The 23,240-nt window shown below is 60.4% G+C and carries 19 protein-coding genes, 1 tRNA gene, 2 pseudogenes and 1 riboswitch; of the genes and pseudogenes, 9 read left to right on the top strand and 13 right to left on the bottom strand.

The window, feature by feature from the left end:
* Positions 1-15: 15 nt before the first annotated feature.
* Both AC0L7L_RS16470 and AC0L7L_RS16465 read right to left on the bottom strand, forming a co-directional pair.
* Positions 16-1,527: an MmgE/PrpD family protein gene (locus AC0L7L_RS16470; protein WP_272213109.1), complete on the bottom strand. Its 1,512-nt coding sequence runs from the start codon at positions 1,525-1,527 to the stop codon at positions 16-18.
* Between the two features lie 165 nt (positions 1,528-1,692).
* Complete coding sequence (locus tag AC0L7L_RS16465; protein ID WP_473510140.1) at positions 1,693-3,024, bottom strand: sugar porter family MFS transporter; 1,332 nt, start codon at positions 3,022-3,024, stop codon at positions 1,693-1,695.
* A 228-nt stretch (positions 3,025-3,252) separates the two neighbouring features.
* A riboswitch (TPP riboswitch) is annotated at positions 3,253-3,362 on the top strand.
* Between the two features lie 105 nt (positions 3,363-3,467).
* Between AC0L7L_RS16465 and AC0L7L_RS16460 the strand changes: the two are divergent.
* The 3 genes and pseudogenes from AC0L7L_RS16460 to AC0L7L_RS16450 all read left to right on the top strand — a co-directional run bounded on the left by AC0L7L_RS16460 (position 3,468) and on the right by AC0L7L_RS16450 (position 5,541).
* Positions 3,468-4,183: pseudogene (locus AC0L7L_RS16460) on the top strand (ABC transporter permease).
* Positions 4,184-4,214: 31 nt separating this feature from the next.
* Positions 4,215-5,155 (top strand): annotated as a pseudogene (locus AC0L7L_RS16455) (ABC transporter substrate-binding protein).
* Positions 5,156-5,334: 179 nt separating this feature from the next.
* Positions 5,335-5,541 carry a hypothetical protein gene (locus AC0L7L_RS16450; RefSeq protein ID WP_473510139.1) on the top strand — a complete coding sequence of 69 codons (207 nt, stop codon included), beginning with the start codon at positions 5,335-5,337 and terminating at the stop codon, positions 5,539-5,541.
* 46 nt (positions 5,542-5,587) lie between these two features.
* Here AC0L7L_RS16450 and AC0L7L_RS16445 read toward each other — a convergent pair whose 3' ends face one another.
* On the bottom strand, positions 5,588-6,958 hold the full coding sequence (locus tag AC0L7L_RS16445; RefSeq protein WP_473510137.1) for an aminotransferase: 1,371 nt from the start codon (positions 6,956-6,958) through the stop codon (positions 5,588-5,590).
* 219 nt (positions 6,959-7,177) lie between these two features.
* On the opposite strand from AC0L7L_RS16445, the gene AC0L7L_RS16440 reads away from it, so the two are divergent.
* The 4 genes from AC0L7L_RS16440 (at position 7,178) to AC0L7L_RS16425 (ending at position 11,597) form a co-directional block, all read left to right on the top strand.
* Positions 7,178-8,356 carry a M24 family metallopeptidase gene (locus AC0L7L_RS16440; protein WP_272213100.1) on the top strand — a complete coding sequence of 393 codons (1,179 nt, stop codon included), beginning with the start codon at positions 7,178-7,180 and terminating at the stop codon, positions 8,354-8,356.
* 7 nt (positions 8,357-8,363) lie between these two features.
* Entirely contained in the window at positions 8,364-9,521 is a 1,158-nt protein-coding gene (gene argE, locus AC0L7L_RS16435) for an acetylornithine deacetylase (RefSeq protein WP_473510135.1), read from the top strand.
* Positions 9,518-10,186 carry a GntR family transcriptional regulator gene (locus tag AC0L7L_RS16430; protein ID WP_272213098.1) on the top strand — a complete coding sequence of 223 codons (669 nt, stop codon included), beginning with the start codon at positions 9,518-9,520 and terminating at the stop codon, positions 10,184-10,186. The genes argE and AC0L7L_RS16430 overlap by 4 nt, the downstream gene beginning before the upstream one ends.
* Before the next feature lie 202 nt (positions 10,187-10,388).
* On the top strand, positions 10,389-11,597 hold the full coding sequence (locus AC0L7L_RS16425) for a GTP-binding protein (protein WP_473513975.1): 1,209 nt from the start codon (positions 10,389-10,391) through the stop codon (positions 11,595-11,597).
* Positions 11,598-11,608: 11 nt separating this feature from the next.
* On the opposite strand, the gene dgcA is transcribed toward AC0L7L_RS16425, so the two are convergent.
* The 4 genes from dgcA to AC0L7L_RS16405 all read right to left on the bottom strand — a co-directional run bounded on the left by dgcA (position 11,609) and on the right by AC0L7L_RS16405 (position 16,748).
* A complete protein-coding gene (gene dgcA, locus AC0L7L_RS16420) occupies positions 11,609-12,595 on the bottom strand; it encodes an N-acetyl-D-Glu racemase DgcA (protein ID WP_473510133.1) in 987 nt (328 codons plus the stop codon).
* Positions 12,592-13,593, bottom strand: a complete 1,002-nt coding sequence (gene dgcN / locus AC0L7L_RS16415; protein ID WP_272213094.1) for an N-acetyltransferase DgcN — start codon at positions 13,591-13,593, stop codon at positions 12,592-12,594. The genes dgcA and dgcN overlap by 4 nt, the downstream gene beginning before the upstream one ends.
* Before the next feature lie 249 nt (positions 13,594-13,842).
* The gene (locus AC0L7L_RS16410; RefSeq protein WP_272213093.1) at positions 13,843-15,276 is read right to left on the bottom strand and encodes a mannose-1-phosphate guanylyltransferase/mannose-6-phosphate isomerase; all 1,434 of its coding nucleotides are present in this window, start codon (positions 15,274-15,276) and stop codon (positions 13,843-13,845) included.
* 53 nt (positions 15,277-15,329) lie between these two features.
* Positions 15,330-16,748 (bottom strand): phosphomannomutase, encoded by a 1,419-nt coding sequence (locus AC0L7L_RS16405; RefSeq protein WP_473510130.1) that lies wholly within the window; start codon positions 16,746-16,748, stop codon positions 15,330-15,332.
* Between the two features lie 365 nt (positions 16,749-17,113).
* Between AC0L7L_RS16405 and AC0L7L_RS16400 the strand changes: the two genes are divergently transcribed.
* Positions 17,114-17,190: transfer RNA gene (locus AC0L7L_RS16400), tRNA-Pro, on the top strand.
* Positions 17,191-17,273: 83 nt separating this feature from the next.
* Here the strand turns inward: AC0L7L_RS16400 and AC0L7L_RS16395 are convergent.
* Together AC0L7L_RS16395 and AC0L7L_RS16390 are read right to left on the bottom strand one after the other, a co-directional pair.
* Positions 17,274-17,969, bottom strand: coding sequence for a ribonuclease HII (locus AC0L7L_RS16395; RefSeq protein ID WP_473513973.1), 696 nt, complete (start codon positions 17,967-17,969; stop codon positions 17,274-17,276).
* Positions 17,970-18,146: 177 nt separating this feature from the next.
* On the bottom strand, positions 18,147-19,280 hold the full coding sequence (locus AC0L7L_RS16390) for a PA0069 family radical SAM protein (protein ID WP_473510128.1): 1,134 nt from the start codon (positions 19,278-19,280) through the stop codon (positions 18,147-18,149).
* A 148-nt stretch (positions 19,281-19,428) separates the two neighbouring features.
* Between AC0L7L_RS16390 and AC0L7L_RS16385 the strand changes: the two genes are divergently transcribed.
* Positions 19,429-19,947, top strand: coding sequence for a glycosyltransferase family protein (locus tag AC0L7L_RS16385; RefSeq protein ID WP_272213089.1), 519 nt, complete (start codon positions 19,429-19,431; stop codon positions 19,945-19,947).
* Between the two features lie 11 nt (positions 19,948-19,958).
* Here AC0L7L_RS16385 and moaB read toward each other — a convergent pair whose 3' ends face one another.
* The 4 genes from moaB to AC0L7L_RS16365 are packed head-to-tail and all read right to left on the bottom strand — an operon-like array spanning position 19,959 to position 23,199.
* Entirely contained in the window at positions 19,959-20,489 is a 531-nt protein-coding gene (gene moaB / locus AC0L7L_RS16380; RefSeq protein WP_473510126.1) for a molybdenum cofactor biosynthesis protein B, read from the bottom strand.
* Positions 20,482-21,405, bottom strand: a complete 924-nt coding sequence (locus tag AC0L7L_RS16375) for a 4-(cytidine 5'-diphospho)-2-C-methyl-D-erythritol kinase (protein WP_272213087.1) — start codon at positions 21,403-21,405, stop codon at positions 20,482-20,484. Before AC0L7L_RS16375 ends, moaB begins: the two co-directional genes overlap by 8 nt.
* Positions 21,402-21,707, bottom strand: coding sequence for a tetratricopeptide repeat protein (locus AC0L7L_RS16370; RefSeq protein ID WP_473513971.1), 306 nt, complete (start codon positions 21,705-21,707; stop codon positions 21,402-21,404). The genes AC0L7L_RS16375 and AC0L7L_RS16370 overlap by 4 nt, the downstream gene beginning before the upstream one ends.
* The gene (locus AC0L7L_RS16365) at positions 21,667-23,199 is read right to left on the bottom strand and encodes a tetratricopeptide repeat protein (protein WP_473510123.1); all 1,533 of its coding nucleotides are present in this window, start codon (positions 23,197-23,199) and stop codon (positions 21,667-21,669) included. The genes AC0L7L_RS16370 and AC0L7L_RS16365 overlap by 41 nt, the downstream gene beginning before the upstream one ends.
* Between the last annotated feature and the right edge of the window lie 41 nt (positions 23,200-23,240).

Genomic DNA, 23,240 nt, shown 5'->3' with positions numbered 1-23,240 from the left:
ACGCGCACCACGATCTCATCTCCAGTCGAATATCCCTGTCTTTGCCTGCGCACCGAGCTTGTCCGGCGACACGGCAAAATTCAGTCCGGCAAGCTCATCAGGCGCCAGTGACATCAGCCGCTCCACGGTCGAAAGGAAGCGGTCCTGCTCATCCATGGCAATCACGCCATCGGCCAGCATGCGGAATTTCTTCACATAGTCCGGCCGGGCAAACGGACGGGTTCCGAGCGGGTTTGCATCGGCAATGGCAAGCTGGTCCTCGATGATCGTGCCGTCTTCCATGGTGACGATCACATGGCCACCGAAGGCTTTCTCCGCTGGGTCGTGGCTGTGGTAGCGCCGCGTCCATTCCGGATTTTCCGCCGTGGTGACCTTGTGCCACAGCGCCACCGTTTCGGGTTGTTTGGCGCGCTCGGGCGCATAGGAGCGCTCATGGTGCCAGCCGCCATCTTCCAGTGCGACCGCAAAGATATACATGATCGAGTGGTCGAGCGTTTCGCGGCTCGCATTCGGGTCCATCTTCTGCGGGTCGTTGGCGCCGGTGCCGATCACGTAATGGGTGTGGTGGCTGGTCTCGATCAGGATCGACTTCACCTTCGAAAGGTCGCCGATCTTCGGCCCCATGCGGCGAGCAAGGTCGATCAGCGCCTGGCTTTGATATTCAGCCGAATGCTCCTTGGTATAGGTGTCCATGATCGCGCGCTTGGCTTCGCCCTTTTCCGGCAGCGGCACGGTGTATTCCGCAGTCGGGCCGGAAAGAAGGTAAGCGATGAAGCCGTCTTCGCCCTCCCATGCCGGCGATGGTGCGCCTTCGCCCCGCATCACCCGGTCAACCGCCTCGACCGCCATCTTGCCGGCAAAGGCCGGAGCATAGGCCTTCCAGCTCGAAATCTCGCCCTTGCGCGATTGCCTTGTCGTGGTCGTCACATGCAGCGCCTGCTGAACGGCCTGATAGATGGTCTCGGTATCAAGCCCCAGTGCTGTGCCGATGCCGGCAGCCGCCGATGGTCCCAGATGGGCGATATGGTCGATCTTGTGCTCATGCAGGCAGATGCCCTTGACCAGATCGACCTGAATTTCATAGCCGGTGGCAATGCCGCGTGCGAGCGCCTCGCCGGAAAGCCCGCAATGTTGGGCGACGGCCAGAACCGGTGGAATATTGTCGCCGGGATGGGAATAATCGGCAGCCAGAAACGTGTCGTGATAGTCAAGCTCACGCACGGCCACACCATTGGCCCATGCCGCCCATTCCGGCGAAAACCGCTTGTCGGCGGCAAGGCCGAAGATTGTCGCGCCCGGCGCAAACGGGTGGGCGGTCGCCTGTGTTCTGGCACTGATGGCCGGACGGCGGGCGATGGAGGCGGCGGCCACGGAGGCATTGTCGATGATCCGGTTGCCGATCATCTCCACAACGTCGTCGTCGAGGGCCACGCGATCAGCCGCGACCGTGGCGATCTTCCAGGCAAGCTGGTCTTCCCGTTTCAGGTTTTCCGATGATTTGTGGGTGCGCACCGTGTGGTCGTGCATGAATTCTCCTCCCGCTTCAATGCCACCGCCGTTTTCGCCTGATTGGCGCAAATTGTCCATTACCGGCAATGCAGCCATTAGTCTTAGGCATTTTGGCGGTTGCATGCAAAACGGCCCGCAGGAGGGTCTCCGGCGGGCCGTTCGATCTCTTTCAGGGCGTGCCTGTCAGCCCGCAGCAAAAGTGCGCTGCTCGATTTCCTCAAGCGTGATGCCCTTGGTCTCCGGTGCCACCGCAATCGCATAGAAAACACCGATCACGCAGAAGGTGGTGAAGATCGCGAAGGTTCCGACGATCCCGATGCCTGCGAGAAGCTCAGGAAACAGCAGGGCAACGACGAAGTTGAAGAACCAGTTGGCAATAGACGCCAGCGCCATGCCGCGCGGGCGCAGCCGAAGCGGAAACAGCTCCGCCATGTAGAGCCAGGGCAACGGACCGAGGCTGACGGCGAAAAAGCCGATGAAGGTGAAAATCCCGATCAATGCCAGATAAGGCGTTGCGGCAACGTCCATCATGGTCGCGACGGTGACCAGCGCCATCGAGGCGGAGGTGCCGACGAAGCCAAAAATCAGTAGTTTGCGTCGTCCGATCGATTCCACCAGATACATGGCGACGATGGTCAGCGCCACATTGACGACGCCGATGCCGACCGTTGCCAGAAGCTGTGTCGTGGTGCCGGAAAAGCCCGCGTTCTTGAAGATTTCGGGTGCGTAATAGATGATCGCGTTGATGCCCGAGAGTTGCTGAAGCACGAACACGATCATCGCGAAACTGGTGATCGGCAGGATGCCCTTCTTCAGGAAGGTGTTCCAGGCGGGAGTGGCTTCCTCGTCCTTGGCGCTTTCCTTGATCTCGGTAATGATCTTGTCGACGTCTTCTTCGCTCGCCTCAGGCTGCAGCTTCGTGATGATGTCGCGCGCCTTGTCGGCGTTCGAATTCAGCGTCAGCCAGCGCGGCGTTTCCGGCGACAGCAGGATGCCGACAAGGGCGATGATCGACGGAAACACGCCGACACCGATCATCCAGCGCCAGTCGCCGGTGCCGCCAAAGGCCGCATCCGACATATAGGAAACCATGATGCCGATGGTGATCATCAGTTGGAAGGCCGAGACGATCGTGCCGCGAATACGCGCCGGAGCGACTTCCGCGAGAAACATCGGAGCGGTCATCGCAGATGCGCCGATGCCGACGCCGATCACAAGGCGTGCCAGTGTCAGCACATACTGGTTGAAGGCGAACGCGGAAAACAGCGAGCCGAACAGAAAGATCACTGCGCCGAGAATCAGCATCGGCTTTCGGCCGTAGCGGTCGGTGGTCACCATCGCCAAGATGGTGCCCGCGACAGCGCCGAGCGGCACGGCAGAGGTGATCACGCCCTCCATGAAGGGGGTAATGGTGAAATCCTGTTTGATGAACGGCAAGGCGCCGGAAATCACGCCCTGGTCGAAACCAAAGAGCATGCCGAAAAGCGCCGCCACGATGACGATGGCGATAAGCATTGTTTCCTCCGCATTGTCGGGGCGGCCGGTTTTTCGGCGCGCCGGTCAGTTATCTTCCACTGACCGTTTAGTGTGATTTTATGAACGCTAACTGAAAATCATCCGTATCGCCATTGTTTCCCGACAACTTGAAGGTGAAAAATGGCGGGGAAGTCAATCCAGACACAGATTCGGCAACCATGGATTGTGCCTGCACTCTTGACCATGGCGCTCCGCGCAGGCATAGATAAGCCATCCGAGGGGTGCGATCTTGTGACCAAGATGCTGAGATGGCTTCGTGCCGAACCCTTGAACCTGATCCGGGTCATGCCGGCGTAGGAACGGAGTTTGGTATTGAGCGACACGCCCAGAAAATCTGCCTGTTTTGATACGTCCGCTGCCCGGCCACGCCGGGGAGAGGGGACTTGAAGCAAGGCCTGTCTGCAGTTTTCAAATTTTGTCTGATGGTTTGTGCACTTGTCCTTGTCTGGCAGGCGGTGGTCACGGTGTTTGCGCTGCCGCGCTATATCCTGCCAGCCCCGCTTTCCGTGGCCATAAAGCTGTGGACCGGCCATGCCTATCTGTTTTCTGAAGCGCTCGTCACGCTGCGCGAGATCATTGCAGGTTTTGCCGTCGGTGCGCTGTTCGGTGCCGGTGCTGCCTTTCTGCTGGCGGGCTTTCCCCGCTTGGGTCGGCTGGTCTGGCCCGCGCTGGTGGTGCTGCAGTCCTTTCCCGTTTTCGTCATCGCACCCATGCTGGTGCTCTGGTTTGGCTTCGGCATCACCTCCAAGATCGTGATGACGACGATCATCGTGTTCTTCCCGGTCGCTTCCAATTTCGCCGATGGGCTTGCCCGCACCGACAGCGCCATCGTCAAGGCTGCCCGCCTCGATGGCGCCAGCCACTGGCAACTTCTCGTTCTCATCAGGCTTCCTCTGGCCATGCCGCAGCTTTTTCCGGCCTTCGTATAGCAGCTCCGCTTGCCCCGCTTGGCGCCGTCGTCGGCGAATGGGTCGGCGCTGCCGGTGGTCTCGGCTTCGTTATGGTGCAGGCCAATGCCCGGATGCAGGCCGATACTGTCTTTGCTGCCATGTTCATCCTGGCCGTGGAGGCCGTGCTGTTTCGCAAGGCGGTGGATCTCGCCGCCCCGTTTTTCACCCGCTGGTCGCCAAACCACTAGACGGCCGCACACTTTTTCCACGGAGGAAAGAATGCTCAAGAAACTCGCGCTTGCCGCGGCGCTGACGATGTTGCCCGGCCTTGCCGCCGCCAACGACAAACTCAGTGTCATCCTCGAATGGTATGTGAACCCCGATCACGCACCGATGGTGATCGCGCAACAGCAGGGATACTTCGAAGAGGAAGGCCTCGATGTGGAGCTCGTGCCGCCGGCTGATCCTTCCATGGTTCCGCGCATGGTCGCTTCTGGCCGTGCCGATATCGGCGTTCATTATCAACCGAACCTCTATCTCGACCACGCCGCCGGCGTCGAAATCAAGCGTTTCGGCACGCTGGTGTCCACTCCGCTCAATACGCTGACAGTGATGGCGGACGGGCCGGTAAAGTCGCTGTCTGATTTGAAGGGCAGGAAGATCGGCTTTTCCGTTGCCGGGATCGAGGAAGCTGTCGTCTCCGCCATGCTTGAAAGCTCCGGACTGTCGCGGGATGACATTACACTGGTCAACGTCAATTTCGCGCTCACCCAATCGCTTCTCTCCGGTCAGGTCGACGCCACAATCGGCGCGTTTCGCAATTTCGAGCTGACCCAGATGGCAATTGAAGGTGAGGAGGGACGCGCTTTTTCCCGGAGGAAAACGGCGTTCCGGTCTATGACGAGTTGATCTTTGTGACCCGCGGCGCGCTTCTCGATGATGATCGCCTTCCACGCTTTCTCGACGCGGTTGAACGGGCGACGATCTTCATCACCAATCACCCGCAACAGGCATGGGGGCTTTTTGCAGAGGCCTATCCCGATCTCGATGATGAGCTGAACCGTCAGGCCTTCGCCGATACTGTCGCCCGCTTTGCCAAGAGCCCGGCGGCCTTCGATGCCGGCCGCTACCAGCGCTTCGGGGCCTTCATGGCTGAAAACGGGCTGATCGACACAGCGCCGGCGGTGTCCGAAATATCGGTTTCGCTTCAGCGCGAATAACAAAGCCTCGGCCTCAAATCGCCACAAAAGCAAAATAGAAGATACGTAAATACCGAAAGGCGGCTGGTGGCCGTCTTTCGCGTTTCGGTCTTTTGTATAGTTTTAATGACGGGCGGCGTCAGGCTGCCCCGAGAGATCGATCTCGAGAATGCGCTATCAAGCCTCAGGGAGATCGGAACATGAAGCTCTTCGGCCTTGTGCTGGTGGTGATCGGCCTTGCCACCTTGACCATACGTTTCGGCTTTTATCATTATCGCGATGTCGCCGGCGATATCGAGGGCAGCCTTTTGGCCCCGCTCGCCCATCTCGTGCTCATCGGCGGCATCATGCTTCTGACGCTGCATCTTGTGTTGCGTCTCGTGCAGCATGTGCTGGGGCACCATTGACTGAGCCACCCCGGGACAGGCCCGGGTGTGGCAAAGTCAGGTCGTGTCAGCCGAGAACGGCGGTTACGGCCTTCTTGGTGGCGGCAACGATCTGGTCGGCTTCTTCGCGTGTCAGGCACAGTGGCGGAGCGTAACCCAGAATATCGCCTTCCGGCATGGCGCGGGCGATAACCCCCTCCGACAGCAGCGCGGCGGCGAGCTTGTAGCCGACCTTTTCTTCCGGATCGAAGAAGGTGCGGGTCTCGCGGTCCTTGACAAATTCGACGGCCAGCAGCATGCCTTCGCCGCGCACATCGCCGACATGGGCATGGTTGCCGAGCGCATCCTTCATGGCGGCGCGGAAATAGGCGCCGGTTTCGCCGGCGTTCTTGACCAGGCCCAGCTCATCGATCAGCTTCAGATTGGCAACCCCGGCCGCGGCCCCGATCGGATGTGCGGAATAGGTCCAGCCGTGGCCGATCGGGCCGTTTTCATCGGTGCCCTGTTCCAGAACCTTCCACATTTTCTTCGAAACAATTGAGCCGGAAAGCGGCGCATAGGCCGAGGTCAGCCCCTTGGCGATGGTGATCAGATCGGGCTTCAGGCCGAAATGGGCCGAACCGAACATGGTGCCGAGACGGCCGAAGCCGGTGACGACCTCATCGGCGATCAGCAGGATATCGTGCTTCTCAAGAACGGCGGAAATCGCCTCCCAATAACCCTCCGGCGGCGGCACGAGACCGCCCGTGCCAAGCACCGGCTCACCGATGAAGGCGGCGATCGTATCCGCGCCCTCGCGCTCGATCCGGTGTTCGAGTTCGGCGACGCAATAGGCGACGAAATCGGCCTCGCTCATGGCAAGGTCCTTGCGGCGGAAATAAAAGGGTGCGGTGGTGTGGAACACCCTTTCCAACGGCAGGTCAAACTTTCTCTGGAAGCCGGGGAGGCCGGTGAGCGAACCGGTCATCAGACCTGAGCCATGATAGCCGCGCCAGCGCGAGATGATCTTCTTCTTTTCCGGGCGGCCGAGAATATTGTTGTAGTACCAGACGAGCTTGATGTTGGTTTCGTTGGCATCCGAACCCGACAGGCCGAAATAGACCTTTGACATATGCTCCGGCGCGCGGTCGATCACCATCTTCGCCAGATTGATCGCCGCTTCCGTGCCGTGACCGGCATAGGCGTGATAATAGGCCAGTTCCTTCGCCTGATCGGCAATCGCTTCGATAATGCTTTCCTGTCCGTAGCCGACATTGACGCAATAAAGCCCGCCGAAAGCATCCAGCAGCTTCTTGCCGTCACGATCCTCGATGAACACGCCCTTGGCCGTCTTGACGATGCGGCTCGGGCTTTCGCCACGCGCATGCTGCGCCAGATGGGTCGAGGGGTGGAAGAAATTCTCGCGGTCGAAACGGTCGAGCTGGTCGTTGGTGAGCATCATTGTCCTCGCGGTGCGGGTGTTTGAAAAATGTGTCGTCCGGCTGTTTTTTGACGTTTGAAACCTGTTGCACAGGACATGGAAAACGTGTTGTATACAACAGGGCGACAAGGCAAGAAAGTCAACCCGAAAACGGGCCTAAATTTGTCGATTTTCGTTTCTTTTTACGCTTATTTCCGATCACCTGCGTCTGTTGTGCACAAATAATATGAGGGAACCATGCCAGCGCTGCCTTTTTCCAGATCCGAATATGACCGCCGCCTGGCGTTGACGCGACAGGCAATGGAGGTCGCCGACATAGACGTTCTGGTCGTCACGGCCCCTGCCGGCATGAACTGGCTGACCGGTTATGACGGCTGGTCGTTTTATGTCGATCAGGCCGTTCTGGTGACCCCCACGGGCATGCCGTTCTGGTGGGGTCGGCTGATGGACGCCAACGGCGCGCGCCGCACCTCCTATATCGATGAGGACCATATCATCTACTACGCCGACCGCTATGTGCAGGCCGCCGATTGCCACCCAATGGATGATCTCGCCGACAAGATCAGGGAACTTGGCCATGGGCAAAACCGCATCGCCGTGGAAATGACCGCCTATTACTATTCCGCCGCTGGCCACAAGGCGCTGGTCGCCGGCCTGCCCGAGGCGACGATCATCGATGGTTCCGGCCTTGTCGATTGGCAGCGCGTGGTCAAGTCGGATGAGGAGATCGCCTTCATGCGCAAGGCGGCGCGTATTTCCGACCGGGTGATGTCCCATGCCATGGAAATTGCCGAGCCGGGGATGAAAAAGAACCGTTTTGTCGGTGAGTTGCTGAAGACCGCGATTGAGGGTGCCGACGACGCCTGGGGCGACTATCCCGCGATCATGCCGCTGCTGCCATCGGGCCGCGACGCGTCCGCACCGCATCTGACCTGGAACAGCGAAGAATTCCGCGCAGGCGAGGCGACCTTCATCGAGCAGGCGGGCTGCTATCGCCGTTATCATGCGCCGTTGTCGCGCACCGTGTTCTTCGGCGCCCCGCCGGATTATATGAAGGCAGCGGCCGATGCGGCCGTTGCCGGGCTCAATGCGGGCATAGAGGCTGCCAAGGCCGGCAACCGCGCCGGCGATATAGCCGCTGCCATGGAAAAGGAACTCTGGAAGATCGGCATCGAGCGGCCGAACCGCTGCGGCTATGCCACCGGCCTTGCTTATCCACCGGACTGGGGAGAGCACACCGTGAGCATCCGCACCAGCGATGAAACGCTTTTGAAACCGGGCATGACGCTGCATTTCATGCCGGGCCTGTGGATGGATGACTGGGGTCTCGAAATCACCGAAACCATTCTCATCAAAGAGGATGGCCCGGCCGAAGCGCTCTGCAATATCGAGCGCAAACTGTTCGTGAAAGGCTGAAGAGCAGATGTCCGATCTTTCCGTCTGCCGGGATATTCTGGCCGACCTCGTCGCCTTTCCCACTGTCTCGTCTGAAAGCAACCTGCCGGTGATCGCCTATATCGCCGACAGGCTGGCCGATGTCGGTGCGCGGGTGGAAATCTTCACCGACGAGACCGGCACCAAGGCCAATCTGTTTGCATCGCTCGGGCCTGAGGTTTCCGGCGGGCTGATGCTTTCCGGGCATACCGATGTGGTGCCGGTCGATGCGCAGATGTGGACGAGCGACCCCTTCGAACTTGTCGAACGCGGCGGCCGTTTTTACGGGCGTGGCACCTGCGATATGAAGGGCTTTATCGCCTGCTGCCTTGCCCGGCGCGAAATGCTGGCCGAAGCGGCGCAGGAAAAGCCCATCCATTTCGCCTTCACCCATGACGAGGAGGTCGGCTGCATTGGTGCCCAGGCACTGGTTGCGCATCTGAAAGACCGGGAGGTGCGACCGGGACTTGCGATCGTCGGCGAGCCGACCCTGATGCAGGTGATCGAGGGGCACAAGGGCTGTTGCGAATACACCGTCACCTTTACCGGCCGCTCGGGCCATTCGTCTGCGCCCGATGCCGGGGTCAACGCTGTGGAATATGCAGCGCGTTACATCACCCGGCTGATGGAACTGCGTGACGGGCTGATTGAACGCACCCCTGTCGGCTCGCGCTATGATCCACCCTACGCGACGCTGAACGTCGGCGGGCTGGAAGGCGGCATGTCGCATAATGTGATTGCGCCGCGCGCGGTGCTGAAATGGGAGACCCGACCGGTGGTCGCCGAAGATCTCGGCTATGTGAAACGCGAGATTGCCGATTATTGCCGGACCCGGCTTTTGCCCGAGATGCGCCGGCACACGCCGGAAGCCGGGATAGAGACCGAAGTGATCGGCGAGGCGGCCGCACTTTTCCCGAAGAACGCCAACAGCGCCCGCGACCTCGCCTTCGCGCTGACCGGTGAAAGCCGGGCCGATGTCGTGCCGTTCGGAACGGAAGCGGGCTTTTTTCAGGAAATCGGCATGGATGCTGTCGTCTGCGGTCCCGGCTCGATCGATCAAGCCCACAAGCCCGACGAATTCATCAGTGCCGAACAGCTTGGCCAGTGCCTGGCCATGCTCGACCGGCTCGCGGAGCATTGGGTATGAGCGAAGACGACGTTATCGAGGCGCCGACCGGACGGGACCGTCTGGAGCAGATCCACGACATCATCCGCGAGCGCATCTGCATGCTGGACTATCCGCCCGGCGAGCGGCTTTCTGAGGTGGCTCTGGCGGAAGAATTCGGGATGTCGCGTACCCCGCTGAGGCGCGTTCTGGCGCGGCTTGAAGATGAGGGACTGCTGCAGTCGGTCCATGGTGTCGGCACTATTGTCACCGATGTCGATCTTGATGAGCTGGCCCAGGTCTACCGGCTGCGCATGGAGCTGATGGTGCTGGTGACGTCGCTCGATCCGGTGGTGCTGACGCCGGAGTTGATCGATGAATTCCGGGTGATGAATGCCCGCGCCGAGGCGCTGCGGCAGGCCCCGTCGCCACGCGATTTCGCCCTGCTGGACCGCGACATGTTTCTGCAACTGCTCGAATTGACGGAAAACCGACCGTTGCGGGATGCCAGCGAGCGGCTTTACTTCCGCACCGCACGCATCTGGCTGCAGGCGATTACCGCATCCGATATCGACCTCGAAAACGAGGCTGAAGTCTATTGCCGCGAAACCGCCGACATCCTGACAGCGCTTCGAAACGGCAATCTCGACGCCATCGGCCACATGCGCCGCGCCCATATCTCGATGAGTTTTGCGCGGATGCGGTAAATTGTTTCAGCGGGAAAACGCCGCCCGATGCCAGGTTTGGCGGTATCGGGCAAGAGGCGGAATACATCGCGAAATCGAGGAGGAATGCCGCTTTCCGGTTTGCTTGACGCGAGGTCTTCATTTGAATATGTTATGTTATAACGTTATTTGAAGCTCTTTTGCGCTCCATTGTGATCTCTTCTCGCACTCCAGGAAAAACATGCTGCAGAAAAACGATACCCGACTTCCCGTCACCGTGCTTTCCGGCTTTCTCGGCGCGGGCAAAACGACCTTGCTCAATCACCTTCTCAACAATCGCGAAGGACGGCGGGTCGCCGTGATCGTCAATGACATGAGCGAGGTCAATATTGATGCAGACCTCGTGCGGGAAGGCGGCGCGGACCTGTCACGCACCGAGGAAACCATGGTCGAGATGACCAATGGCTGCATCTGCTGCACACTGCGTGACGATCTGCTGACGGAGGTGCGTCGACTTTCCGAGGAGAAGCGTTTCGACTATCTGCTGATCGAAGGCACCGGCATTGCCGAGCCGCTGCCGGTCGCGGCGACCTTTTCCTGGCGTGACGAGCAGGGCGAGAGCCTCTCCGATCTTGCCCGGCTCGACACAATGGTGACTGTGGTTGATGCGGTGAACCTGATTGGAGAATATGGTGGCCACGAATTGTTGAAGGATCGTGGTGAGGTGGCAGGTGCCGCCGATGAGCGTACGCTGGTTGATCTTCATGTCGAGCAGATCGAATTTGCGGATATCGTCGTCATCAACAAGGTTTCCGACGTGACGCCGGAGCAGCGTCAGAATGTCGTCAAGATCGTGCGGGCGCTGAACGCCGACGCAAGGATCATCGAAGCGGATTTCTGCCGTGTCGATCTCGACCAACTGCTCGATACCGGCCTTTTCAGTGAGGACAAGGCCAGCCAGCATCCACTCTGGGCCAAGGAGCTTTATGGCTTTGCGGATCATATTCCCGAGACCGAGGAATACGGGATCTCGAGTTTTGTCTACCGGGCCCGTGCGCCGTTCGATCCGCTGAAATTCGATGCGTTCACGCGGATGAGTTTTCCCGGCCTCATTCGCGCCAAGGGCCATTTCTGGCTGGCGACGCGGCCGGACTTCGCCGGGGAGTTCTCATTGGCAGGGGCCATCGTGCGAAACGGTCCGCTCGGGCGCTGGTGGAGTGCTGTGCCGCGCAGCCGTTGGCCCAACGCTCCCGAACTGTTGGAAATGATCGACAATTGCTGGGATGAAACCTATGGCGACCGCCGTCAGGAAATCGTCTTCATCGGTGCAGGGATGAACAAGGCGGCAATCCAGGAGGCGCTTGATGACTGCCTCATCGATGCCGGGCCAGTTTTCAACGAACGCGACTTCGAATTCCTCACCGACCCGTTCCCGTCCTGGGCAAGGGGCTGAAGCAGGGGCTTCTACCCCCAAAGCGCCGGATCGGCCGGGTGCATCACGGAGCCTTCGAAGGTAATCGCCGGGTCGCGGTCTTTGGCAAGCAGAAGAGGGCCGTCGAGATCGACGAAGGGGGTGCCGTCTGCGACCAGCATGGCTGGCGCCATGGCAAGCGAGGTGCCGAGCATGCAACCGGTCATGATCTGAAAACCGGCCGCCATCGCTTCCTGTTTCAACAGCAGGGCTTCGGTCAGGCCGCCTGTCTTGTCGATCTTGATGTTGATGGCATCATATTTGCCCCTGAGGCTTTCAAGCGACGGGCGGGCATGGCAGCTTTCATCGGCGCAGACCGGCAGCGGCCGGTCGATCCCGGCAAGCGCTTCGTCGTTTCCGGCGGGAAGCGGTTGTTCGACCAGTGCCACGCCGAGGCGGACAAGCTCGGGAGCCAGTTTCTGATAGGCCTCGACCGTCCAGCCCTCATTGGCGTCAACGATAATCGTGGCATCCGGCGCACCGGCGCGCACGGCTTCGATCCGGACACGGTCGTCATCCGTGCCGAGCTTGACCTTGAGCAGCGGGCGGTGGGCGTTTTCCGCCGCCTGGGCCTTCATCTGCTCCGGAGTGCCAAGCGAGATCGTGTAGGCGGTGGTCAGCGGCGCAGGCTTTGCAAGTCCGGCCAGCTGCCACACCGGCTTCCCCGCGCGCTTGGCCTCAAGATCCCAGAAGGCGCAGTCGAGGGCATTGCGCGCAGCACCCGGCTTCATTCGTTGCTGCAGTGCGATCCGGTCAAGGCCGGCAGAGATTTCACCCTGAAGTGCGAGAATATCGGCAATTACGCCGTCGACGGTTTCGCCGTAACGGGCATAGGGAACAGATTCGCCGCGCCCGGTGTGCGCGCCGTCAGAAAGCGTGACGGTGACGACTCGGATTTCCGTGCGTGATCCGCGCGAGATGGTGAAGCTTCCGGCGACCGGAAACACATCCTCTTGCGCGGCGACGACGACACCGGTCATAGCGCTGCCAGCGCATCGGCGAGCTTTTCGGCGCCGTGGCGGAAGGGATCGACCGTCGGCAGGCCCATGCGCGCCTCGGTTTCACGGCACCACACAAGCGCCTCCTCGTCCGACATTGCCGAGGTGTTGACGGAAATGCCGACGACCTTGCAGTTCGGGTTGACGATGCGGGCGATCTGAAGGGCGAGATCGCGCAGTGTCTCCAGGTTCGGCAGCTGATAGTCCGGCAGGCCGCGCATATGCGGGCGGTTCGGCTCGTGGCAAAGCACCAGCGCATCCGGCTGGCCGCCATGGACCAGCGCCATGGTGACACCGGAATAAGACGCATGGAACAGGCTGCCCTGTCCCTCAATCAGGTCCCAGTGGTCGGCCTCGTTATCAGGTGTCAGGTACTCGACGGAGCCTGCCATGAAATCGGCGATCACCGCATCAAGTGGCACGCCTTCGCCGGTGATCAGAATACCGGTCTGGCCGGTGGCGCGGAAGCTGGCCTTCATGCCCTTTTCGCGCATCGCTTTTTCCACGCAGAGCGCGGTGTACATCTTGCCCACGGAGCAATCCGTGCCGACGGCCAGCATGCGTTTGCCGCTGCGCTTCTTGCCATTGGCAATCGGATACTGCACGCTCGGGATGCGGACGTCATGCAGTGTGCGGCCGAGTTCGCTGGCCTTTGCGGCAAGGTCCGGCTCGTTGCGCAGCAGGTTGTGCAGGCCGGACGCGATGTCGAGGCCGGCTTCCAGCGCTTCGATCAGCACGCTCTTCCACGCCGGAGAAATAATGCCGCCGCGATTGGCGACGCCGATCACCAGTGTCTTGACACCCTTGTCCACAGCCTCGGCAATCGTCAGGTCCGGCAGCTTCATGTCGGCCTTGCAGCCCTCAAGCCGGAACTGTCCGACGGCATATTCCGGCCGCCAGTCCCTGATGCCCTGGGCAACCTTGGCGGCCAGTGGGTCCGGCGCATCGCCGAGAAACAGAAGATAAGGGGTTTCGATCATGTGCCGTGCCCTTCGAAGCTGAAGAAAGGTTGTCGCCCGGTTTCGGGCGTTGTGCCGCAAAGATATAGCGGGCTGGGCCACGCGGTCAAGGGATCGCGCTGAAACATTGCGCCGAATCTCTGTTTTGTCGTCTAAGTTTGCAGGTTTTAATGAGTATATGGTGGATCAGGGCGATAAGCGCCGATTTCGCGCAATAAAACCCGCGCGAGCGTGGCCGGCGCGGGTTTTTGTTGTTCCTGCGACGTGTGATCAGCCGCGGCCGAAATCGTCGACGATGCGAATGATGTCGTCCTCACCGAGATAGGAGCCGGTCTGGACCTCGATCAGCTCCAGCGTGATCTTGCCGGGGTTGGACAGGCGGTGGACGGCGCCGAGCGGAATGTAGACCGACTGGTTTTCCGTCAGCATTCTGACGTCTTCGTCGACGGTGACTTCCGCGGTGCCCTTGACCACAATCCAGTGTTCGGCGCGGTGATGGTGCTTTTGCAGCGACAGCTTCTTGCCGGGCTTGACGAAAATACGCTTGGCCTGAAAACGCTCGCCCTTGATGATCGAGGTATAGCCGCCCCACGGACGGTAGGAGGTCGGGTGCTCTTCGGCGAGCGCCTTGGTTTCCTTGTTCGCCTTCAGCATCTTGACGATGCTGCCGACATTCTGGCTGTCTTCCAGTCTGCCGACATAGACCGCATCCTCGGAGGCGATCACGGCCATGCCGTCCAGGCCTTGCATGGCGACATGCAGGTCGCGGGAGATGACGAGCGAGTTCCTGGTGTCGACCAGGGTTGCGTCGGCAGCGATGACATTGCCGTCGGCATCTTGCTCACCGTCTTTCCAGACCGCGTCCCAGGAGCCGAGATCCGACCAAGAGAACGCGGAGGGCACGACGGCTGCCTCGGCGGTCTTTTCCATGACTGCATAATCGATCGAAATGTCGGGGCATTTCGCGAAGGAGTCTTTGTCGAGACGGGTGAAATCCAGCTCCAGATCGCTTTCGTCCTTGAGGACCGCCTGTTCGGCATGTTGCATGACCTCCGGTGCGTAGGTTTCAAGCTCGCGCACCAGTAAGGCGATCGGAAACATGAAGATGCCGGAGTTCCAGGTATAGTTGCCGGCCGCCAGCATTTCTTCGGCTTTGGCCTGTTCCGGTTTTTCAACAAAGCGGGCGACTTTGCGCGCACCCGACGGTAGTTCTTCACCGGCCTCGATATAGCCGTAGCCGGTGGCAGGTTCTGTCGGCTCGATGCCGAAGGTGACCAGCTTGCCGGATTTGGCGGCTGCGAACGCAGTGTCGATACAGGCGAAATAGTCCGGTCCGGCCTCGATCTCGTGGTCGGAGGCGAACACCTGCATGATGGCGTCGTCGCCGAAATTGTTGCGCACCAGTGCGGCCGCGGCCGCCACTGCGGGCGCGGTATTGCGCGCGATCGGCTCCAGAATGATGCCGGAAAGTTCGATGTCGATCTCGCGGGCCTGTTCGGCTGCGAGAAAGCGGAAATCCTCATTGGTCAGGATGATCGGGGCCTCATAGCGCTCGCTGTCGGACACGCGCTCAAGGGTTTTCTGGTAAAGCGTTTTGGGGCCGAGAAAACGAATGAACTGCTTCGGTGCGGTTGCGCGCGACAGCGGCCAGAGCCGCGTGCCCTTGCCGCCGGCCATGATGACGGGAACGATCTTGCTGGTCATGTTCAGGTTACTCCAATGAATGTATCAAATGGTTTTCGGAAAAAGGATTTGGCTCAGCCGGCCTTGAAGCCTTCGATCAGGGAAAGTCCCTGTTGCAGAAGGCTGCTGGCCGCTTCAGCGTCTTCCGCTTCGACATAGCAGCGCATTTCGGGCGCATTGCCGGACGGGCGGAAATGAATGATGCGGCCATCTTCAAGCGTCACACGCAGGCCGTCAATATCGCTCCTGCTGGCAACATCGCCGATCGGTTCCAGGAAGGCCGTGAGATTTTCATCGCTTTCGCGCAAAAAGGCCATGAGGGCGGCGCTGCGTTCCTGGGCAAAATCCTTGATACGGTCGGCATCAGCCACTGGCAGGCTGTAGGCTTTCGCCAGCTCGGACATCGCCCGCTTGTCCTTTGCCGCAAGGTAAAGCGCTGACAGGATCGGCAGGAAACAGTCGCGTGTCGGCAAAGCGGCGATGGTGTCGTCGGCCGGGTGGAAAGGCGACGCGGTCAGAAGGCCGCCATTGGCCTCGAAGCCCATGACGCCGTCCTTGCCCGCAGAAAGCGCTTCCATCATGCCGGCGATGACGAAGGGGGAGCCGACGCGGGTGCGCACTGTTTCGAAAGAGCCGTTCTTTTCGATGCCGGAATTGGATGTGACCGGTGTGACGACGACCTTGGCTTTCAGGAAGTTGGCGGTCATCAGACCGATCAGGTCACCGCGTAGCGGCGTGCCGGTTTCATCGGCAACCAGCGGCCGGTCGGCGTCGCCGTCGGCGGAAACGAGAGCGTCGAGGCTATGCTCCTTCGCCCAGCCTTGGAGAAGGTTCACGGTCTCTGGGGCCACGGCTTCAGTGTCGACGGGGATGAAGGTTTCCGAAAAACCGAGCGGGATGACATCGGCACCGTAGTGCTCCAGTACCGCGATGAACAGATCACGGGCGACTGTGGAGTGCTGGTAGACACCGATCTTCATGCCGGAAAGGGCGTCCTCCGGCAGGATCGATGTGCAGCGCACACCGAACAGCGCCAGGGCATCGCTCGACATGTCCTCGCCCCCGGCATCGCCGGTTGCAACACTGCCTTTGAGCTTTTCCGCCCACGCGGAGATCGCCTGTTCGTCCTCCTTGGTGATCTCACCGTCGGCGCGGTAGAACTTGATGCCGTTGCGGTCGGCAGGAATGTGGGATCCGGTGATCATGAGCGAGGCGGCGTTGCGTTTTTGTCCGAAAAAGGCAAGTGCCGGTGTCGGCAAGGCGCCGCAGTCAATTGGCGTGAAACCGGAGGCGGCGATAGCACCCATGCAGCTTGCGGCAATGGCTGGACTCGAAGCGCGATAATCCTGGCCGACAAGGATGGGAGCGCCCTTTTCGGCCAGCCCGGTTTCTTCAAGATGGCGGCAGAACGCCGCAGAATAAAGAGAGGATGGTTCGCCCAGAAGATCTACCGACAGGCCACGCAGTCCGCTGGTTCCGAATTTCACACTCATTGAAACTATCTATCCCTTTTTAACACAATGTACCGGCAGGCAACAATCGACCGGCGAACCTTCAAAATCAAAAAAATAACCGTCAGATGACAGACTAAATTAATTAAACTGCAAAACGGTTGCTTTTCATCGAAAACCGCCAGCCGCACGATACAACGACCCCATATCAACACGCAACGGACCAGATTGTTCCGTGTTCATTCCCTTATATGCGTTCTGCCGGCATAGTGGTCGCTGGGCGAATAAGGCCGTCTGCCAAGGTGTCGGCGATGAGCGTAGCGCGGTCACATGACAAAACCATCAAAAAAGTTTCACGCGGCGCTTGCCGAACACTGTAGGCTGTTTTATAGAGCAGCCGCTGGTGACGGAGTGTAGCGCAGCCTGGTAGCGCACCTCGTTCGGGACGAGGGGGTCGCAAGTTCGAATCTTGCCACTCCGACCATCAGAATTTCCCCGAAAATCTCCTCTCTTTCCGTTTTGTCGGTTGATGGCACCGCATTCATCTGCTGATTCTGCCGCCTCTCTTCAGGGGTCGACATCTTGCTGCGGGCTGGTCGATGCGGAGAAGCCGTATTCCCGGATCGGACGGAAACTCCTGCGGTGAAGCGGGCAGGGGCCCGTCTCGCTGATCGCCAGACGGTGGCGGGCGGTGCCGTATCCGGCATGGGCATCGAAGCCATAGGCGGGATAGACCTTGCCGGCGGCGGTCATCATCCGGTCACGCGTCACCTTGGCCACAATCGAGGCGGCGGCAATCGACAGCGAACGGCCGTCTCCCTTGATCACCGCGTCGGAATTGCAGGCAATGCCGGGTGGCCGGTCTCGGCCGTCGGCAAGAACCAGTCCGGGCGCGACCGAGAGGCCGCAGACGGCGCGCCTCATGGCGTCGAGGCTGGCGGCGAGAATGTTGATCCGGTCGATCAGCTGAGGGCCGCTTGAGGCGACCGAGACTGTTGCATCCGCCATGATCAGGTCGAAAAGCTGCTCCCGCTTTTTCGCGGACAGTTTCTTGGAATCGTTAAGGCCTTCGGGGATGCGTCCGGGATCAAGGATCACGGCGGCGGCAACCACGGGGCCTGCCAGTGGGCCACGCCCGGCCTCATCACAACCTGCAATTGGCCATAGACCTTTGGTGCACGCGGCCTGTTCCATTGAAAAGTCGGGGCCTGCCGGTGGAATTTTGAAAAGGGCAGGAGAATCGGCGGGGTCGCTGAATGACATACTGTCATTTGACACCACCCGCCGATCTCCCGCAAGTCTCCTTCAGAGCAATTCTCGCGAACGCTCCTGTGCGGCGGCGAAGGAGACTTCTTCGGCCAGGGCCAGGGAACGGCCAGCCGAAAACGAAACGGAACTGCGATGTCGCCGACTGTCGCAGGCCGTGTTCAATCGATGATATCAGAACAGGTTGAGCTGGGTGCCGGCGCCGTCCGGCGGCACGAACAGATCCTCGCGAAGCGCTCCGCCGCGTCTTGCCAGCCCAAGCCGCTTGGCTGAAAGCTCAAAGCGGCGCGCGATCTGCCAGGCATAGGGGCCGCTGCCCTTCATGCGCTTTGCGAACTCGGCATCGTAGTCCTTGCCGCCGCGCATCGAGCGAATGAGGCTCATTACGTGGCGGTAGCGCTCGGGATGGTGCTCCAGCAGCCAGTCCTTGAACAGCGGCGCAACTTCCAGCGGCAGGCGCAGCAGGATATAGCTCGCCTCGCGTGCGCCAGCGGCCTTTCCGCTGTCGAGGATACGCTCGATCTCATGGTCCGTCAGGGCAGGGATCACAGGGGCGACCGCAATGCCAACGGGAATGCCATGATCTGCAAGCGTGCGGATGGTCTCGAGCCGCCGTGGTGGGGTAGCGGCGCGCGGCTCCATCGCGCGCGCCAGCTTGCGGTCGAGCGTGGTCACCGACATCGTGATCTTGACGAGGTGTTTCTCCGCCATCGCAGACAGGATATCGAGGTCGCGCAGCACCAGTGCCGACTTGGTGGTGATGGACACCGGATGATTGGCCTCGGCAAGCACTTCCAGCAGTTGCCGCATGATCCGCCAGGTCTTTTCTATCGGCTGATAGGGGTCTGTATTGGTTCCGATCGCAATCGTTTTTGCCCTGTAGCCGGTTTTGGCAAGTTCACGGGCAAGCTGGCGCGGGGCATCCGGCTTGGCAAACAGCCGTGTTTCGAAATCCAGCCCCGCCGAAAGCCCCATGAAGCCATGGGTGGGGCGGGCAAAACAATAGATACAGCCCTGCTCGCAGCCGCGATAGGGATTTATCGATCGTTCGAACGGCACATCCGGCGACGTGTTGCGGGTGATGATCGACTTTGCCTTCTCCACCTGAACGTCGGTTTGAAGCGGCGGCAAGGCGTCGTCGATATCCCAGCCATCATCGAAGCGCTCTCGCGTGACCGGCTCGAACCGGCCATCGGGATTGGCGGTTGCTGCCCGGCCACGCCGTCTGTCGCGGACTACCGGCTCGAAATGATGTTCCGGCTGCGGCGTGCCGGCAAATTCGGTTATGAAGGCATCATCCATGATCAAACCTCGTCGGCAGAGTGCGGTGCGCTGATCCAAAAATGCGGATTGTCAGCAGCACCTCCCCCTGAACGTATCGCAACTTGCAGAACAAAACAAGAACATATATCGTTCCCTTTGCAACAGGCTCTTACTTTTGCAATAAGTAGACATCATGCTTAGCGTTGTTATCGAAACCAACAATCACGAGGCGGAACTCGCCTATACGCTGTCGGCTCTGGTTGTCGGTGCGGTCGAAGGGCTTGTCAGCGATGTCATTGTGCTCGATCATGGTGCTGATGATGGCACGGAACGTGTTGCGGAAGCGGCAGGGTGCCGCTATCTACGCGCATGGGATCTGCCTGAGGTGATGCGCAGCGCGCGTGGCGACTGGATTCTTGTGCTGGAGCCGGGAGCAAGGCCGCTTTCGGGCTGGGTTGAGGCGATCTTCGAACATACCGCGTTAGAAACCCGTCCGGCCCGGTTTTCACGTTCGCGCCGGCATCGCCGGACGTTGTGGCAGGTTCTGTTTCGGCGCCAGGGTCCGCTTGAGGTCGGCGTGCTTCTGTCGCGTCAGCTTGCGGTCGAAAAGGCCGAGGCGGGTGGCAAGTCGTCCATCGTTCTCGCGCGCAGGCAGATAACGCGAAAGCTCTCCTGCGAAATCATACCGGCCTGGGCTTCGGTCAGGGTCTGACCGGCCTGACTTTAGGTGCGTTTCAGGTGCTCGTCGAGCCGCGGCATGATCTCCACGAAATTGCAGGGCATCTGGCGGTAATCGAACTGCTTTTCCAGAATGCCGTCCCAGGCATCACGGCAGGCCCCCGGCGAACCGGGCAGCACGAAGATGAAGGTCTGGTTGCACAGGCCTGCAGTCGCGCGCGACTGCACTGTCGACGTCCCGATTTTCTCGAATGAAACGCGGTGAAAAATCGCGGAAAACCCATCCATGCGCTTTTCGAACATCGGCTCGAGCGCCTCCGGGGTCACATCGCGTCCGGTAAAGCCGGTACCGCCGGTTGTCAGCACGACGTCGATTGTCTCGTCAGCGCACCACGCTTTCACGACGTCTGCAATGGCGGCGCGGTCATCGCCGATGATCTGCCGGTCGGCCAGAATGTGACCGGCTTTGGTAATGCGCTCCGACAGTGTGTCGCCGGAGCGGTCGTCGTTGCGTGTGCGTGTATCGGAAACGGTCAGAACGGCGAAGCGGACAGGAATGAAGGGGCGGTCAGGCATGGTCATTGTCTCCATCGGCAAGGGTAGCAGTCTCCGCCACGAACCAGTCCGGCCGAGCATGGGAAAGCCGTTCGGCGGCGTCTTTGGCGCTATCAATATCCGCAAACAGTCCGAAACATGTGGCGCCCGATCCCGACATACGCGCAAGTGAAGCGCCTGCGGATGAAAGCGCATCAAGTACACCGTGGATGACCGGGGCGACCCGGCTTGCGGGCAGCTGCAGGTCATTGCGGCTGTGACGCATGAGGCTGATCCAGTCCTCGGGCATGCCTTCGGGGCTGTCACCGATCGCCAGGGGCGGGTTGTGGCGGTTGTCGAGCGCGGCAAACACAGAAGGGGTTGCGATGGGGTGCAATGGATTGGCGAGAACAAGGCAGAGAGATGGAAATCCTGCTGCTGGCCGGATGATTTCACCGATGCCGCGCGCGATTAGCGGACGGGCGGCAAGGCACATCGGTACATCGGCTCCCAGCGACAGGGCTATTGTCTGCAGGCGTTCGGCGTCAAGGTTCGGCTGCCAGAGGCGGACAAGTCCGCGCAGCGTTGCTGCTGCATCGGCTGAGCCACCGCCAATGCCCGATGCCGGCGGAAGGTTCTTCTCAAGGTGGATATGCACCGGTGCGCAAGCCTTGCCGGTCTTTTCCGCTTCTGCACGCAAACGGTTGCGCGCCTTCAGCACCAGATTGCCGGTTTCCGGATCGTCATGATACGGCAGCTCGCCCGCAAAGCGGCCTGAAAGCGTGAAGCGATCCTGAGCAGACGGCGCGAAGGTCAACCGGTCACCGATATCGGCAAAGGTGACGAGCGAGTCGAGCAGGTGATAGCCGTCACCGCGCTGCCCGGTCACATGCAGGGCAAGGTTGATCTTCGCCGCAGCGTGCTCCGTGTACGAGCCGCCAAGGGGCGCCGCGGTCACGGCAAGGTTTCTCCGTCGCTCCCTGGCGATTGCGCCAGCGGATTGGCGTCGGCCTCATCATTGCTGGGAAGGCCATTGGCGATCTTTTTCCTGATTTCAGGAATGAGATCCTCCTCGGGCTCGGCGGTAATTGCCTTGTTCCACTGATAAATCGCCTCGAGCCGGCGTCCGACCTGCCAGTAGGCGTCGCCCAGATGGTCACTGATCGTGGGCTCAGCCGTATCCAGGGACACGGCCCGTTCCAGTTCACGCAAGGCATCATCATAGCGGCCGAGCCTGTAATAGGCCCAGCCGAGCGAGATCGACGATATAGCCGTCGTCGGGGCGCTGATCGACGGCCTGGTTGATCAGGTCGAGCCCCTCTTCAAGGTTTATGCCCTGATCGATCCAGGAATAGCCGAGATAGTTCAGAACCTGAGGCTGATCGGGGTAAAGCTCCAGCGCGCGCAGGAAATTCGGCTCGGCCTTGTCCCACTGCTTCAGCCGTTCATAGGCGATGCCGCGCCGGTAGAAAACGCTCCAGTCCTCGATAGAGGCAACCGGGCCGATACGGTTTGCCGCGCGGTCGAGCACCTCGGCCATTTCCGCAAACCGTTTCTCGCTGGACAAAACACCCGCAAGCGCCAGATATCCGCGCCGGTCATCGGGTGCATCCTCGATCATCGAGTAGAGCATCTCGATCGCCTCGTCCTGGCGGTCGAGCTGGGCAAGGGCAATGCCCTGTTGCAGTTCGGCCAGTCGATACTGCGTCGCATCTTCAGGAATGCGCGCGAAATAGGACAGTGCCTGCTCAGGCTTGCCATTTGCTGCTTCAACCACGCCGCGCAGGTAAAGCACGTCGGATGATTGCGGATTGAGCTCTTCGGCCAGCGAGAGATAGAGCGTTACAATATCGTCGACCGTGCTCTGGTTGAGGGCCGCGGCGATTTCGAACAGAACGCCGGACGCGCCGGCCAGTGCCGTCTGTGGCAGCCCCTTGACGGGTGCCCCGGCCTCAATCCGCGCGCGGATCGGCGAAAGCACGGCGCTGTTGATGCCGTAGGTTTCGGCAACCGACACCGTGTCCAGCGCTTTGCGGGTGTTGCCGGCCTGCTGTTCGATGGCAGCAAGGCCGATCGCCGTTGCCAGCATCGTGTCGGGGGCCGTCATCCCGCCTTCGCGGTCCCGCAATGCGGCGTTGAAATATGTCCGGGCCTTGGCGTTTTCGCCTGCAAGGGCTGCAATTGCGCCGGCATTGTAATTGGTAAAAATGTTGTACCAGGGTGGCCCTTCGAGCGCGTTGAGTTCGGCAAGGGCTGTGTCCGGCTCGCCTTTGCCGGCCAGCGCCCAGGCCTTGAGCAGCGCGGACGCCAGTTCGTCGAGCGCGCTGCCGCCGAAGGCATCGAACTTGACGACGGCCTCGTCATAGCGCTCCTGAGAAAGGGCCGCGAGCGCAAGTGAAAGCTCACGTAGAGGCACGAGCTGCGGTTCGTCCGTGGTTTTTGCGGCCTGGGCTTCGGCGCTTTGCAAATCACCGTTGAAGATCAGGGCAATGAAGAGCTGGTTATTGGTTCCCGCGTCGTCCGGCTGATATTGCAGGGCACGCCGGAAATAGGCGATTGCACGGTCGAGGTCATTGTTGAAAGCGGCTGACTGACCTGCAAGCAGCGCTCCTGCAAAGCTTTCCGCGGTCACCGCCTCCATGGCCGCATCATGGCCGTCATTCGACTGGGCAAAAGCGGAGGGAGCCAGCATCAGTGTGGTTACCAGGGCCGCGGTTCTCAGGAGTTTTTTCATCGGGATCGTGCGTGTCATCCAGAGCCTTTCGTCGATGGACCGGCCTACCAGACGGGCGC

The sequence above is a fragment of the Martelella sp. K41-7 genome (genome assembly GCF_055808365.1).
This window is presented reverse-complemented; position numbering and strand designations above follow the sequence as displayed.